Origin of the sequence: Bacillus sp. FSL R9-9492 (assembly GCF_038007365.1) — a bacterium.
Lineage (GTDB): Bacteria > Bacillota > Bacilli > Bacillales > Bacillaceae_G > Bacillus_A > Bacillus_A mycoides.
This window is the reverse complement of sequence record NZ_JBBOXC010000001.1, coordinates 1,430,936-1,444,228: the sequence shown is the minus strand read 5'-3', so window position 1 is coordinate 1,444,228 and position 13,293 is coordinate 1,430,936. Positions and strand designations below refer to the sequence as shown.

The 13,293-nt window shown below is 35.0% G+C and carries 17 protein-coding genes; 8 read left to right on the top strand and 9 right to left on the bottom strand.

Going from position 1 to position 13,293, the window contains the following annotated elements; all coding sequences use genetic code 11:
* Positions 1-41: 41 nt before the first annotated feature.
* From MKY70_RS07320 to MKY70_RS07305, 4 genes are all read right to left on the bottom strand, one after another.
* A complete protein-coding gene (locus MKY70_RS07320) occupies positions 42-815 on the bottom strand; it encodes a hypothetical protein (protein ID WP_002140953.1) in 774 nt (257 codons plus the stop codon).
* 24 nt (positions 816-839) lie between these two features.
* Positions 840-1,286 (bottom strand): flavodoxin, encoded by a 447-nt coding sequence (locus MKY70_RS07315; RefSeq protein ID WP_002086759.1) that lies wholly within the window; start codon positions 1,284-1,286, stop codon positions 840-842.
* Positions 1,279-1,443, bottom strand: coding sequence for a hypothetical protein (locus tag MKY70_RS07310; RefSeq protein ID WP_341074483.1), 165 nt, complete (start codon positions 1,441-1,443; stop codon positions 1,279-1,281). Before MKY70_RS07310 ends, MKY70_RS07315 begins: the two co-directional genes overlap by 8 nt.
* A 223-nt stretch (positions 1,444-1,666) precedes the next feature.
* A complete protein-coding gene (locus tag MKY70_RS07305; protein WP_341023809.1) occupies positions 1,667-2,845 on the bottom strand; it encodes an amidohydrolase in 1,179 nt (392 codons plus the stop codon).
* 359 nt (positions 2,846-3,204) lie between these two features.
* On the opposite strand from MKY70_RS07305, the gene MKY70_RS07300 reads away from it, so the two are divergent.
* From MKY70_RS07300 to dltD, 5 genes are all read left to right on the top strand, one after another.
* Positions 3,205-3,351 (top strand): teichoic acid D-Ala incorporation-associated protein DltX, encoded by a 147-nt coding sequence (locus MKY70_RS07300; protein ID WP_002011626.1) that lies wholly within the window; start codon positions 3,205-3,207, stop codon positions 3,349-3,351.
* A 12-nt stretch (positions 3,352-3,363) separates the two neighbouring features.
* On the top strand, positions 3,364-4,878 hold the full coding sequence (gene dltA, locus MKY70_RS07295; RefSeq protein ID WP_002140951.1) for a D-alanine--poly(phosphoribitol) ligase subunit DltA: 1,515 nt from the start codon (positions 3,364-3,366) through the stop codon (positions 4,876-4,878).
* Positions 4,875-6,041 carry a D-alanyl-lipoteichoic acid biosynthesis protein DltB gene (dltB, locus tag MKY70_RS07290; RefSeq protein WP_002186338.1) on the top strand — a complete coding sequence of 389 codons (1,167 nt, stop codon included), beginning with the start codon at positions 4,875-4,877 and terminating at the stop codon, positions 6,039-6,041. Before dltA ends, dltB begins: the two co-directional genes overlap by 4 nt.
* A gap of 68 nt (positions 6,042-6,109) precedes the next feature.
* Entirely contained in the window at positions 6,110-6,349 is a 240-nt protein-coding gene (dltC, locus tag MKY70_RS07285) for a D-alanine--poly(phosphoribitol) ligase subunit DltC (protein ID WP_002011622.1), read from the top strand.
* A complete protein-coding gene (gene dltD, locus MKY70_RS07280; protein ID WP_341023808.1) occupies positions 6,346-7,521 on the top strand; it encodes a D-alanyl-lipoteichoic acid biosynthesis protein DltD in 1,176 nt (391 codons plus the stop codon). The genes dltC and dltD overlap by 4 nt, the downstream gene beginning before the upstream one ends.
* A 17-nt stretch (positions 7,522-7,538) precedes the next feature.
* On the opposite strand, the gene MKY70_RS07275 is transcribed toward dltD, so the two are convergent.
* Positions 7,539-8,675, bottom strand: a complete 1,137-nt coding sequence (locus MKY70_RS07275) for an NAD(P)H-dependent flavin oxidoreductase (protein WP_341023807.1) — start codon at positions 8,673-8,675, stop codon at positions 7,539-7,541.
* A gap of 73 nt (positions 8,676-8,748) precedes the next feature.
* Between MKY70_RS07275 and MKY70_RS07270 the strand changes: the two genes are divergently transcribed.
* Complete coding sequence (locus tag MKY70_RS07270; RefSeq protein ID WP_341023805.1) at positions 8,749-9,669, top strand: S66 peptidase family protein; 921 nt, start codon at positions 8,749-8,751, stop codon at positions 9,667-9,669.
* A gap of 27 nt (positions 9,670-9,696) precedes the next feature.
* Here MKY70_RS07270 and MKY70_RS07265 read toward each other — a convergent pair whose 3' ends face one another.
* From MKY70_RS07265 to MKY70_RS07255, 3 genes are all read right to left on the bottom strand, one after another.
* The gene (locus MKY70_RS07265) at positions 9,697-10,095 is read right to left on the bottom strand and encodes an SseB family protein (RefSeq protein WP_002011614.1); all 399 of its coding nucleotides are present in this window, start codon (positions 10,093-10,095) and stop codon (positions 9,697-9,699) included.
* Between the two features lie 87 nt (positions 10,096-10,182).
* Positions 10,183-10,737: a cysteine hydrolase family protein gene (locus MKY70_RS07260; RefSeq protein WP_033730616.1), complete on the bottom strand. Its 555-nt coding sequence runs from the start codon at positions 10,735-10,737 to the stop codon at positions 10,183-10,185.
* A gap of 13 nt (positions 10,738-10,750) precedes the next feature.
* A complete protein-coding gene (locus tag MKY70_RS07255) occupies positions 10,751-11,164 on the bottom strand; it encodes a carboxymuconolactone decarboxylase family protein (RefSeq protein WP_170935223.1) in 414 nt (137 codons plus the stop codon).
* Positions 11,165-11,287: 123 nt separating this feature from the next.
* Here MKY70_RS07255 and MKY70_RS07250 point away from each other — a divergent pair, with 123 nt between their 5' ends.
* Positions 11,288-11,740 carry an Lrp/AsnC family transcriptional regulator gene (locus MKY70_RS07250; protein ID WP_002030598.1) on the top strand — a complete coding sequence of 151 codons (453 nt, stop codon included), beginning with the start codon at positions 11,288-11,290 and terminating at the stop codon, positions 11,738-11,740.
* Between the two features lie 100 nt (positions 11,741-11,840).
* The gene (locus MKY70_RS07245; RefSeq protein WP_000707108.1) at positions 11,841-12,023 is read left to right on the top strand and encodes a DUF3913 family protein; all 183 of its coding nucleotides are present in this window, start codon (positions 11,841-11,843) and stop codon (positions 12,021-12,023) included.
* A 29-nt stretch (positions 12,024-12,052) separates the two neighbouring features.
* On the opposite strand, the gene MKY70_RS07240 is transcribed toward MKY70_RS07245, so the two are convergent.
* Positions 12,053-13,066 (bottom strand): CPBP family intramembrane glutamic endopeptidase, encoded by a 1,014-nt coding sequence (locus tag MKY70_RS07240; protein WP_088034960.1) that lies wholly within the window; start codon positions 13,064-13,066, stop codon positions 12,053-12,055.
* Positions 13,067-13,293 lie beyond the last annotated feature (227 nt).

The window sequence follows — 13,293 nt, the reverse complement described above, 5'->3', positions numbered from 1 at the left end:
CTTTTCATGTCAATAATAAAAAGGATGCAAAATTGCATCCTTTAATGTACTATATTTTTCTTCTGCTTCGCTTCTTTCTTTACTTCTTCCCTTTGGCATTCACTACGAAACGCACAACTCATACACTCAGAACGAAAATGACGCTCTGTATAGTGCTCAGGTTGCTGCAACATTTCTTTCATTCTAAATAAATCATCCATTCCAGTTATAATATCTTCCTGCTTTGGAATGTACTCATACTTAGTTCCTTCTATTAAATTAATAACTTCAATTTTCCCCGGAAGAATACCGAAAGCTTTATAACTGAATACTGTCATTAGCTTCTGACAAAGAGCAAGCATTTCCTCATCCGCATCGACAACATACTTTTTAATTACAAACGATTCAGCACTCCACTCACCAACTTCAAATGTCAATGACATGTGGACACCTAACTCTTCCATATATGTTTGAAACTTCTCATATAAAAATAACGGCGGTGCCTGACTATCATCCCTTTCAACAAACTGTAATAAGTGATCAGTTAGCTTCGCTAAAACAATATAGTACTCCGCCTTTGAAGCAAACATATTGATCCTTACTTTTTTCCAATACTTTTCTATTAATATTAAAAGTACAATTTTCGTTTGTTGGCCCGCAGGTAGCGTGTAATATTCATTAATAATTTGATTCACAATCATTTGCGCTATTTGTTGCCATTCAAATGAAGAAGGTTCTCTTCTTTTTATATGACGGAAATAAAATTTATGCGGACAACGCATAAAATCATACAAATGGTAATCTGTCATCGTTTTGATTGAGATTTTCTCATGCAATTGCTCTTCATCTCCCTTCTGCCATTAAGAAAGGTGTTTTACGAATTCAGCTCCAAACTGTAAACATTTTTCTACATCTTCATCTTCTGGCGTTAATTCTACTTTCAATCCTTCTAACACAACTGCTGCCCCGCGCTCCTGCAGCTTTTCTATTAAAATATCAACCGCTACCCCGTATTTCGGATAAGCCGAATCACAAGAACCGAATGCAGCTGCTTTTTTACCAGTTAAGTTAATAGAATCCATTGCATCATAAAAATCTAAAAAATCATCAGGAAGATCACCATCTCCCCAAGTATAAGCGCCTAAAATAATCCCGTCATATTGCTCTAATATAGAAGCTTCTGGTGTATCCATAATATCAATTACTTCAATCTCATTTTCTGTTTCACGGATCGCACCCGCAATATGGTCAGCCATTTCCTCTGTATTTCCACTCATACTTGCAAAAATCATTACTAACTTACTCAACTGAACCTCTCCTTTTACCTTGTATCTCTTTTTCTGTTTGAAGCTTACTCTTCTCATCTACATATTCAGAACGAATTACATTTCGTTGCCATTCAATATGCTTATCAACATCTTTATTTTTTAATCCCCTTTGTAAAAGGTGAAATGTTTTTCTCATTAAGGTTCCTCATCTATTTCATTGATAATAATTATCAATTTCAATTATACTATTAGATTAATTGAAATTGATTATCAAAGTCAATAACTATTTTTTAAAAAATAGTTAAAATGTACAAGCTTGTCCGTTAGCTATTCATATACTATAAATGAGCATAGTTCTTTCTCAGCCCTCTCTGACGGAAGAAATAAAAGCAACTGCAATAGAGTGCAGTTGCCTTTTTTTATGCTTTATCAGTTTCTAGTAGTCTTATAGTTGTCTCTAAAAATAGTTCCACTCCATTAATTAAAGCCGATTCATCCACATCAAATTTCGGATGATGATGTGGATAACAAGTATCAATATTTTTATTCCCTGTTCCTAATTTAATGAAACAACCAGGTGCTTTTCTTAAATACGCTGAAAAATCTTCTCCTCCCATAGAAGGTTCAAGATGCACAATACGCTGATTTCCGAACAATTTTATCGCACTTTTTTCTACTATTTTCGTAATGTACTCATTATTAACAACTGGATCATATCCGTAACGATACGTATATGTATAATCTCCCCCATGTGCTTCTGTAATTCCTTTTACAATTTGCTCAATTTTCTCTTTTGCTTCCTCTCTTAATGTTTGATTAAAAGATCGAACAGTTCCCATTAAAGCTGCTGCACTAGGAATGATATTATCGGCCATCCCCCCATGAAATTGTGTAACTGACACTACTCTATGCATAAAAGCACTTGTATTTCTTGATACGATATGTTGTAAATTTGTAATAATTTGTGCTCCGATAGCAATAGGATCTATCGTTTCTTCTGGTCGTGCCGCGTGACCACCCTTTCCTAAAATTTCAATTGTAAATACGTCTGGTGCTGCCATCATAGGGCCATATACAATTCCTATCTTTCCACTTTCTAATCCAGACATAACGTGCAAACCTACTACATAATCGACGCCGTCCATAACACCGGCCTCCACCATTTCTTGTCCACCACCGGGATACACTTCCTCTGCGTGCTGAAAGAACAGACGGATTTCGCCTGCAAAATCTTCCTTCATATTTGCTATCGTCTCTGCTGCACTTAATAAAATAGCTGCGTGAGCATCATGCCCGCATGCATGCATTATTCCTTTATGCACAGACGTATAAGGTTTCCTTGTCTCCTCTTGGATTGGTAAAGCATCTATATCAGCTCGAATCGCAACTACTTTCCCTTGTTGCGTTCCTCTTTTAATTGCTAGCACACTGTACTGCGTTGGTCTCGTTATTTCAAAAGAAGAAAATGAGCATAATGTTTCATATATAAATTGCGAAGTTTCTTTTTCATGAAACGATAATTCCGGATACTTATGGAAATGCCGTCTCCATTTAATGATATTTTCCTCTGAAATAAAACTCCTCCACTCTCTTTTCATAATAATTACCTCCTTTTAAAAGGCTCTATACCTTGAAAATGTACTAAGTACCCAGTGATTATTAACCCACTCCAATTCAGGAATAACAAAACAAATATTATATTTTCCCGCCTTCTCACAATCCACTTTTATACATTCACACAATCCACTTCCTATTTACATGTCAAACCCATTACAAATTCATGCTGAATGTAATATAATTGCTAAGTTAGGGATTTTCTTTTTTAGTATTTAGTGCTAATATCAGAAAAGAGCCTTTTGACTTATTTTTACCTAAAATGTGGGATTTTGTTTTTTTCACAATAATGTAGGACATGATACCTACAAAGAGCTATTATTTCATTAAGCGAGGGAAAGACATGGAAAGATTAAAAGAGATATGGTCTCAACCACTCACACAATGGGTTGCAAAGACGGTTTATTACCTTGCAATTTTATTTGCATTGCTTTGGTTGTATGGATTCCATGATACAAACACAAGTACATTTATTTACAACGAATTTTAGGGTGGGAACGTTATGAAGTTATTAGAACAAATTGAAAAGTGGGCTGTAGAAACGCCTGATCAAACCGCTTTTGTTTGGCGAGATGCGAAAATTACGTACAAACAATTAAAGGAAGATTCTGATGCGTTAGCACATTGGATTTCTTCTGAGTATCCAGATGATCGTTCACCAATTATGGTTTATGGCCATATGCAACCTGAAATGATTATTAACTTTTTAGGTTGTGTAAAAGCTGGACATGCTTACATTCCTGTAGATTTATCTATCCCAGCTGATCGCGTACAACGTATCGCTGAAAATTCTGGTGCGAAATTACTTTTATCAGGAACTGAAGTAACTGTAACTGATTTACCAGTTCGCATTGTAAGTGAAGACAACTTAAAAGATATTTTCTTTACTCATAAAGGGAACATTCCAAATCCTGAACATGCGGTAAAAGGTGATGAGAACTTCTACATTATTTACACATCAGGAAGTACAGGTAATCCGAAAGGGGTTCAGATTACTTATAACTGTCTTGTTAGCTTTACAAAATGGGCTGTAGAAGATTTCAACTTACAAACAGGGCAAGTATTCTTAAACCAAGCACCTTTCTCATTCGATTTATCTGTAATGGATATTTACCCATCGTTAGTAACAGGTGGTACACTTTGGGCAATCGATAAAGATATGATTGCACGTCCAAAAGACTTGTTTGCTTCTTTAGAGCAATCGGATATACAAGTATGGACTTCGACACCATCTTTCGCAGAAATGTGTTTAATGGAAGCCTCTTTCTCTGAAAGTATGCTACCAAACATGAAAACATTCTTATTCTGCGGTGAAGTGTTACCAAATGAAGTTGCTAGAAAATTAATTGAGCGTTTCCCGAAAGCAGCAATTATGAATACGTACGGTCCAACAGAAGCTACTGTTGCTGTAACAGGCATTCACGTTACAGAAGAAGTGCTTGATCAATACAAATCACTTCCAGTTGGCTACTGTAAATCAGACTGTCGCCTTCTTATTATGAAAGAAGATGGTACAATTGCACCTGACGGTGAAAAAGGTGAAATCGTAATTGTCGGTCCAAGCGTAAGCGTTGGCTATTTAGGAAGCCCTGAATTAACAGAAAAAGTATTTACCATGATTGATGGTGAGCGCGCCTATAAAACAGGTGATGCTGGCTATGTAGAAAATGGTCTTCTATTCTATAATGGTCGTCTTGATTTCCAAATTAAGCTTCATGGTTATCGAATGGAATTAGAAGAAATCGAACATCATCTTCGCGCGTGTTCTTACGTAGAAGGTGCAGTTGTTGTTCCAATTAAAAAAGGTGAAAAATATGATTACTTATTAGCGGTTGTTGTTCCTGGAGAGCATTCGTTTGAAAAAGAATTCAAATTAACATCTGCAATCAAAAAAGAACTCAATGAGCGATTACCAAATTACATGATTCCACGTAAATTCATGTATCACTCTTCTATTCCAATGACACCAAATGGAAAGGTAGATCGCAAAAAATTATTGAGTGAGGTTACAGCATGACCGCATATGGATCATTTTATTTTTTCGCTATAGTAGGCATTTTATTAATACCTACTATCATAGCTGGATTAAAAGGTAAAATGTTGCGTAAATATAATGCCGTTTTAACATTAGTAATGCTCGTTATTATCTTCTCTGATAAACCGAAGCAAGCAATCATGTTAGCCGCATTTATTATTTGGCAATATGCCCTTATTAAAGGCTATTTAATGTTAAGAAAACAAAATAATAGTACATTTAGGTTTTATATGGCTGTTATTTTGTCGATTTTACCGCTTGTTTTAGCAAAAATTGCACCGTTTGTACCTGAGCTAAAGTTTGTTGTATTTTTAGGAATGTCCTATGTAACATTTAGAGCAGTACAAATGGTATTTGAAGTTCGTGATAACTTAATTAAAGAACTTTCCTTCTTTAATTTCTGGGAATTCGTTTTATTCTTCCCAGCTATCTCAACGGGACCTATCGATCGTTACCGCAGATTCCAAAAAGATATTCAAAAGCCACCTAGTGCAGAAGAATATCAAAATTTACTATATACAGGGCTAAACCGTATTTTCCAAGGTTTCTTGTATAAATTTATTATTGCTTACTTAATAAAGCAATATTTTATGGATCCGGCATTCGCTCAGCAAGATACAATCCTATCAAATATGATTTACATGTATAGCTATAGCTTATATTTATTCTTTGACTTTGCTGGTTATAGCTCATTTGTAATTGGTGTAAGTTATATGATGGGAATTAAAACTCCAGAAAACTTTAATAAACCCTTCATTAGTCGTAACATTAAAGACTTCTGGAACCGCTGGCATATGAGTTTATCATTCTGGTTCCGTGACTTTATTTACATGCGTTTCGTCTTTTTCGCAACGAAGAAAAAGTTAATTAAGAACCGTTACACAATTTCGTATATCGGTGCATTTTTAAACTTTTTCATCATGGGAATATGGCATATTACTGGTGAGCATGTGTATCAATACATTATTTATGGTCTTTATCACGCTGCCTTGTTTATCTTATTCGATATTTTCGAACGAAAAAACAAGAAGCATAAGTTTTGGCCAAACAATAAATTTACACACGTCCTTGCGATTGTAATTACGTTCCACGTTGTATGTTTCGGTTTCCTGATCTTCTCTGGACACCTTAACAGATACTTTTAATGCACCCTTCTTATACTATTAAGAAGTTGCACATATAATATATTTCGGATATAAAGGAGATTTTAAAAATGGCAGAATTCAAAGAGCAAGTATTAGATATTTTAGAAGAAGTATGTGAAAACGATATTGTGAAAGAAAACTTAGATGTTCAATTATTTGAAGAAGGTATTCTTGATTCTTTCGCTGTAGTATCTTTATTAGTAGAATTCCAAGAGCGTTTAGAGATTGAAGTTTCTATTTCTGATTTTGACCGCGATGAGTGGGCTACACCAAATATGGTTATTAAAAAGTTAGAAGAAATCCGATGAACAAAGTGAAATTTGGTCCGATGCTTTTAGCATTGGCCCTTTTTGCTGTATTCTTACTTATTCCTACGCGCTTCCTACTCCCACTTTTAAGTGATGAGAAAGTAGAACAAGCTGCGACTTCTTTAAAAGAAGAAAAGATTCAAAGTATGATTTTACAGCAAAAGATGTTAGCAGACCCGAAATATCTTCCGATGTACGGTTCATCGGAATTCGCACGTATGGATGCTTTCCATCCATCGAATTATTTCAAAGTAAAGCCTGAAGGATTCACACCATTCCTACTTGGGCGCGGTGGAACACAAGACCTTGTACATGTATTAAACTTCACATCTACAATGGATCAATTGAAAGATAAGAAAATGATATTCGTTCTTTCTCCGCAATGGTTTGTACCACAAGGTATTGATGAGACACACTTTGCACCTAACTTTTCAAAACAACAAGGTTACCACTTCATTTTCAACGATGATTTAAAACCTGAAATGAAAAAACAAATTGCAAAACGCTTATTAAACTTTGAGATTGTTAAAAAAGAAACTTTATTAAAAATTTCGCTTGAAGGTATCGCCTACGATGATACAAAGTATAAAGTAAAAGCACTTGCTGCTAAACCTTTCGCTTATATTTATCGTAACATTCTAGATCGTAAAGATTTATTTACAGTTATGTTTAATATTAAGCCGCATAAAGAACAGCTTGATCCATCATTGAAACAAATGAACTGGGAAGAAGCTCGTAAGCATGCTGATCAAACAGGTGCAGTAGAATCAAGCTCTAACCAATATGGTATCGAAGATGATTACTTCAATAGCAAAATTAAGAAGAAATTAAAACAACGTGAAGGTTACTTGAAAAATGATGCTTATGACCAATCACCAGAATATGAAGATTTACAAATTGTACTTGATTTATTAAAACAATCTGGCGCAAAACCGCTCTTCATTTCTGTTCCTGTAAAAGGTCCTTGGTATGATTACGCTGGCTTCCCGAAAGAAAAACGCGAATTATACTACAATAAAGTTCATGAGCAAATTAAGCAAGCTGGCTATCCAATTGCTGATTTCTCAAATCATGAATATGATAAGTACTTCTTAAAAGATCATATGCACTTAGGTTGGAAAGGCTGGGTTTACATCGACGAAGCTATCCAACAATTTTATAAAGCAAACTAACGAAAAGACCGCTTGAATTATTCAAGTGGTCTTTTTTTATATACATCTTGTAATTGTTCAATTACGTTCTCTGCTTCTTTCATGACACGTTTCACTACGTGCTGAGCTGATTCCGTTCGTGCTAATGATGATGCTTGTCCCGCCCAAAGCGACATATACTCTTCCTTATTTTGCTTCGCTGCTTCTTGACGTATTTTTGAAGTTAATACGTTTTGCACTGGATACATCGGTAAATTCTCTTCTCTTCCTTCATGTTTCTCTATAAATTCATTACGAATACCCCGTGCATATTTCCCGGAAAACGCACGGGTTACCGTTGTACTCGTATCTGTACTATGTAAAATCGCCTCTTTATACACGTCATGCGTAATACTTTCTTCACTCGTTAAAAAGGCTGATCCCATTTGAACAGCCTCTGCCCCTAACGCAAATGCCGCAACAAGCCCTTGCCCATTCATTACACCACCTGCTGCAACAATCGGGATATGAGGTACTTCCGCTACTAATTGCGGGATTAATGCAAATGTACCAATCATCGCATCTTGTTCTTTCCCAATAAACGTTCCTCTATGCCCTCCTGCCTCGCTACCTTGCCCGACAATAATATCTACCCCTAACCTAGCAAGTGCTTTCGCTTCCGCTACATGGGTAGCTGTTCCGATAACTTTTATCCCTTCCTTTTTCAAATCATCTATTTCTTCTTTTTCTAACGTTTGAAATGCAAAACTAACGACTGGTACCTTTTCCTCTAATAATACTTGTAATTGTTCTTTATAGCTTTTTGGAAGTTTTAAAGTCTTTTCTTCCTCTATACCTAATTCTCTATTCACTCCACTAAGTAATACTTTCGCCTCGTTTACCTTCTCTTCTTCTATCTGTATCTCTTTCGTTAAAAGTAAATTAACACCGAAAGGCTTATTTGTTAGTTCCCTTATTTTATAAATCGCTTCACGGATTTGTTCTGGGCTCATATACCCTGCTCCAAGCGTACCTAATCCTCCGCTATTACTCACAGCTGCAACAAGTTCTGACGTTGTAATCGCTCCTGCCATACCTGCTTGAATGATCGGATACTTAATTTGTAATATATCTATTACTCGACTTGTAAACATCATTTTCCCTCCTACTTTCCCTATACCTTCTTTATATGACATGCTTTCCCCTTCTTTTACAAGGATTGAACTTTCGCTCAAGCGAATATATTGAAAGAGAAGGAGGCTGAGAACAATGATTTATCCAAATGCTTTGCAAAAAGGTGATACAGTAATGGTTATTGCACCGTCTGGCCCACCAACACTTGAGAATATATTAAACGGTGTGAACGTATTACAAGAGATGGGATTATCCGTAATAATTGGAAAGAGTGTTTATGAAAAATATGGATATTTAGCTGGAAGTGATCAAGTTCGTCTTGATGATATACATGAAGCATTTACAAATACTGAGGTCAAAGCAGTCTTTTGTGCACGAGGTGGTTACGGCAGCGCTCGTCTCCTCCCTTACATTCAATATGAAATCATTCAACGGAATCCAAAGATTTTTTGGGGATATAGCGATATTACGGCTTTACATACTGCCTTTTCACGTTATGCAGAGCTGGTTACTTTTCATGGTCCAATGATTGAAGAATTAGGAAAAGGTATAGATTCTCTCTCCTTATCTTCTTTCAATCAACTATTCCATCCATATTCATCTATCTTATATGCATCAGAATGTATCGTACCTACCTCTCCATGTACAGTTACAGGCACATTAGTTGGAGGGAATTTAACTGTGTTAACAAGTATAATTGGCTCGCCCTATGAGATAAATACGTCAAATAAACTTTTATTGCTTGAAGATATTGGTGAAGAACCGTACCGCATTGACCGGATGTTAAATCAACTACTTTTATCTGGACAGTTTAATGAATGCAGCGGCGTTATTTTTACAAGTTGTCACGACTGCAACCCTTCTAAGCCATCTCAATCATTGCAAACAATATTATATGAATATTTCACGCCATATAATATACCTGTGTTATTCGGTTTACCGATTGGACATATAAGTCCAAATATCGGTATTCCCCTCGGAGCTACAGCAACAATAAATACAACTAACAAAACTGTTTCTATTTCTTCTGGTATAGCCACTCCATGTTCAAATTAAAAAGGAAAAGCTGCTAAGCTTTTCCTTTTACTTATAATAATTAAAGATTCGTCCTGATGCTATCTCTGCAATTTCTTCTGGAATAAATGTTTTACTCATATCTGTTCCAACATTTAATACAGCTGTCGCATCTTTCTCGATGCTACCCAATAATTCTTTTCCACGTATCGTAATAAGGGGTGTACCTTCTGGCAACACATCTTTTACAAATTTCAATTGTGTAAAGAACGGAACGATCCATCTACCCTCTCCTTGGAAATGACGCAAACGAAGTGTTCCTTCCGTTGCCCCGTCTTCTGCTTCAAGTGAACCAGCAACATAAAACTCCGTTGTTAAGAGCAATTCATAAAATTCCTTTTGCTTTTGTTTATCATCTCCTGCTAAAACGAGTACTTCTTCTATTTTCTTTACTGGAATTTGCTCCATATGATGACACCCCTATTTTCAAAATGATTATACTTAGATTATACGAAATATTCTTATTTTTTTCTACATAATTCCACAATTATTTTCTTAAAATAATTTTAAAACACCTTCAGTCGTAACGATTTTGGCAAATTCATCATGTAAGTTTACAAGTGTCATATTGTGAATGTCCTCTGCACTATACTCTGTCCCGTCCAGACCTTTACGATTGAATGTAGCCGTCGCATCGCTCACTAAATACGTTGTAAACCCTAAATTACCTGCCATCCGTGTTGTAGTCTCCACACAATGATTTGTTGTTAATCCTACAATCACTACCGTATTACATTTTTGTTCTCTTAATTGTTCTTCCAAATTTGTCCCAATGAACGCGCTATTAACGGATTTCTGGATTATTATTTCATCTGGCATTGGTTGCACTTCTTCTTTAAAGTTTACCGTTTCCGCATGTTGATAAAACATCGATTGAACATTTTCTTTATTTACATGTTGAATATGAAAAACTGGTAGTTTTCTTTTTCTCCATTCTTCTAACAAACTTTTCATATTTTCTTCCGCCAAAAGGTTATTCCTCACGCCCCAGTATGGTAAGTTGAATGCTTCCTGTACATCAATGATTATAAGTGCTGCTTGATTAAGCATAATATCCTCCTAATTAATTGGGCTGTAATTGAAACAGAAAACCAAGTTGCTGCGAAGCAGTAATAAAACAAATATAGGCACAAAGCTCTACAATTTCTTTTTCAGTCCAATATTGTTTTAATATATGAAACATATTATCATCTATCGCCTTTTGGTCATGAACAAATGCATGTGCAAAAGTAACGGCTACGCTAATTTCTTCTATTTTTTGTATATCATCCGGCTTTCCCTTTGCCATACAGTACGGACATTCATTCCCAAACGCTAATGTTCTTCTTACTTGCTCCTTTAACTCTACGGAAAGGGCCCCTGTACTATACAGTGTATTCTCTAACGTACTCCACGAATTTAATATATCTGGATTATGACCTAATAATTTTTGAAACTTTGTATCTCCTACATTTGATAATGTAATTCTCTCCATCATTTCCCCTCCTATTTCCTTCTTTTTTATTGTAAAATAAATAAAGTTCACTTTACATTTCATATGAATCTTAATTTTAAATTTTTCTTTACAAAAATTATCATTTTACTGGAGGTATATTTACAAATGCAATTAGACCGTGTTGATCGAAAAATTTTAAATGAATTATATAATGATAGCCGCCTTTCGATGCGTGAATTAGCAAAACGAGTAAACTTATCAGCTCCGTCTACTACAGAACGTGTACGTAAACTTGAAAGTGAGGGGATTATTCAAAAATACACAATCGATATCAATTATAAAAAAGCAGGACTTGTTTTAGATTGTATTTTAGAAATCACTTTAAAAAATGGTGATACAACACGTATGCAACAGTTTATTCAGTCTTATCCATCTGCAAGTTTTTGTTACCGAGTAACAGGAAGCTTATGCTACATTGTAAAAATCTCTGTTCCTTCACTCGTTGAACTTGAAGAATTTATCAATGATGTTTCTTCATATGCAACGACAGTTTCTCATATCGTATTATCAGAAGTAGCTCTTACTCCGGACATTGAACATATATTCCCAGAAGTTTAATTCATCTTTATTCACAAAAAGAGTAAAAATCCCTTACATTAAGAATAAAAATGATATATCATGTATTAAAATACATAAAGTTCGAGAAAGGGGCTTTACATTGAAAATCTGGTTTTATGAAAAAACGGCACAATTAGATGACTTGCTTGGTATTTGGGACAATGTTCCGACCATCCCTCGAATTGGTGAAAAAGTTGAACTTCTAAAAACCGTTCGGATCGTTACAGATATTAAATATGTAAAGAACGGTAATAATTTTCGTGTAGAGATTATTACAAATTAAAAAGTAGCTCTTTAGGAGCTACTTTTTAATTATCTATTATGCGCTTTCTTTATAACAATTTTATCTTCTTCTACAGAAACTGTTACATAATCATTTTCTTCTAACCGAAGCTTATTTACAGCTTCATCAGGTAGTTCTACAGCCATCAATCTATCTGTTACTATCACTTGACTATATATTTCATTTCCTTCTGATGTATTCACTACTTTTTCTTCATTTATGAAACGAATCGGTGGCACACCAACTTCTTTTACTGTACGCCATTGTTTCCAAATGTAAGGGATTAACCAAAGTAACCCGACGACCGTAAGCCCAATGCCGATCCATAAATTACTTTGTGCTTGTAATTCCGTAATCGAGATTGCGTCACTTCCCTCTCCACCTACAAATTGCATACTCGTTGCAATCAAATTATTTAGAGCATGCACAGCAATATTCGTCCATATATTTTTTGTCTTTATGTATAGAAGGCACATAATAACACCGAACATGAAAGCACCGATAACATCAAAATGTCCTAGTCCAAAAATAAGAGAGGATATAATAACCGCTCGTTTAATCCCCCATTTGTACGCCATTCGCTGCAAGAAAAAACCTCTAAAAATAACCTCTTCCATTATTGGGGCTAATACACATGCTGAAATGAAAGTAAATATCGTCATGTATATGTTACTCGTATTAATTACATTTCCATCTTCTAACATGGTAACTAAGAAATTAGGTAAAGTATGTGCTAAAATATAAAATTGAATTTGGGATATACCGACTGCAAAAATCATTCCCATGATCGTTGCTAATACAATTAACCCCCAATGTAAACGTCCAGGCTTATCAAAAAAGCTTTTAAAAACAACATTATTTTTACTTGTTTTTAAATATAGCCACAATAGTGGAAATGCAAAAAATATTGATATTTGTGACAGTAACTCTATCGTATTGTCAGAAGCACCTGATAACCTTAATGGAATCATCGTCAGGAACATCCCTATAATCATCCATCCAAAAAAACTACGTAGCCTTATACGTGAAAATGCATGTTGCATATGGAACACCTCCAGAGATGATATAAAGTGAAACTTTATTCAGTATTTTATGGGTAGCCCTTCTCCACAAATGGCCGGATAACTAAATTATAATATGAATATAGTTGAAAATCTCCCTATTTTTCTCACTTTATTCCGAATAATATACGTATTAAATTATATAATAACGATCCTATTTGATATACCATATCAATGTTCTTCAACTTAGTTACAATTATGTTCCTAAG

What these genes read in the sequence shown, in the direction of transcription:
- MKY70_RS07310 (WP_341074483.1), bottom strand. Translation starts at nt 1,443, where the DNA reads ATGAGAAAAACATTTCACCTTTTACAAAGGGGATTAAAAAATAAAGAT.
- MKY70_RS07305 (WP_341023809.1), bottom strand. Translation starts at nt 2,845, where the DNA reads ATGAAAAGAGAGTGGAGGAGTTTTATTTCAGAGGAAAATATCATTAAA.
- MKY70_RS07300 (WP_002011626.1), top strand. Translation starts at nt 3,205, where the DNA reads ATGGAAAGATTAAAAGAGATATGGTCTCAACCACTCACACAATGGGTT.
- dltA (WP_002140951.1), top strand. Translation starts at nt 3,364, where the DNA reads ATGAAGTTATTAGAACAAATTGAAAAGTGGGCTGTAGAAACGCCTGAT.
- dltB (WP_002186338.1), top strand. Translation starts at nt 4,875, where the DNA reads ATGACCGCATATGGATCATTTTATTTTTTCGCTATAGTAGGCATTTTA.
- dltC (WP_002011622.1), top strand. Translation starts at nt 6,110, where the DNA reads ATGGCAGAATTCAAAGAGCAAGTATTAGATATTTTAGAAGAAGTATGT.
- dltD (WP_341023808.1), top strand. Translation starts at nt 6,346, where the DNA reads ATGAACAAAGTGAAATTTGGTCCGATGCTTTTAGCATTGGCCCTTTTT.
- MKY70_RS07275 (WP_341023807.1), bottom strand. Translation starts at nt 8,675, where the DNA reads ATGTCATATAAAGAAGGTATAGGGAAAGTAGGAGGGAAAATGATGTTT.
- MKY70_RS07270 (WP_341023805.1), top strand. Translation starts at nt 8,749, where the DNA reads ATGATTTATCCAAATGCTTTGCAAAAAGGTGATACAGTAATGGTTATT.
- MKY70_RS07265 (WP_002011614.1), bottom strand. Translation starts at nt 10,095, where the DNA reads ATGGAGCAAATTCCAGTAAAGAAAATAGAAGAAGTACTCGTTTTAGCA.
- MKY70_RS07260 (WP_033730616.1), bottom strand. Translation starts at nt 10,737, where the DNA reads ATGCTTAATCAAGCAGCACTTATAATCATTGATGTACAGGAAGCATTC.
- MKY70_RS07255 (WP_170935223.1), bottom strand. Translation starts at nt 11,164, where the DNA reads ATGATGGAGAGAATTACATTATCAAATGTAGGAGATACAAAGTTTCAA.
- MKY70_RS07250 (WP_002030598.1), top strand. Translation starts at nt 11,288, where the DNA reads ATGCAATTAGACCGTGTTGATCGAAAAATTTTAAATGAATTATATAAT.
- MKY70_RS07240 (WP_088034960.1), bottom strand. Translation starts at nt 13,066, where the DNA reads ATGCAACATGCATTTTCACGTATAAGGCTACGTAGTTTTTTTGGATGG.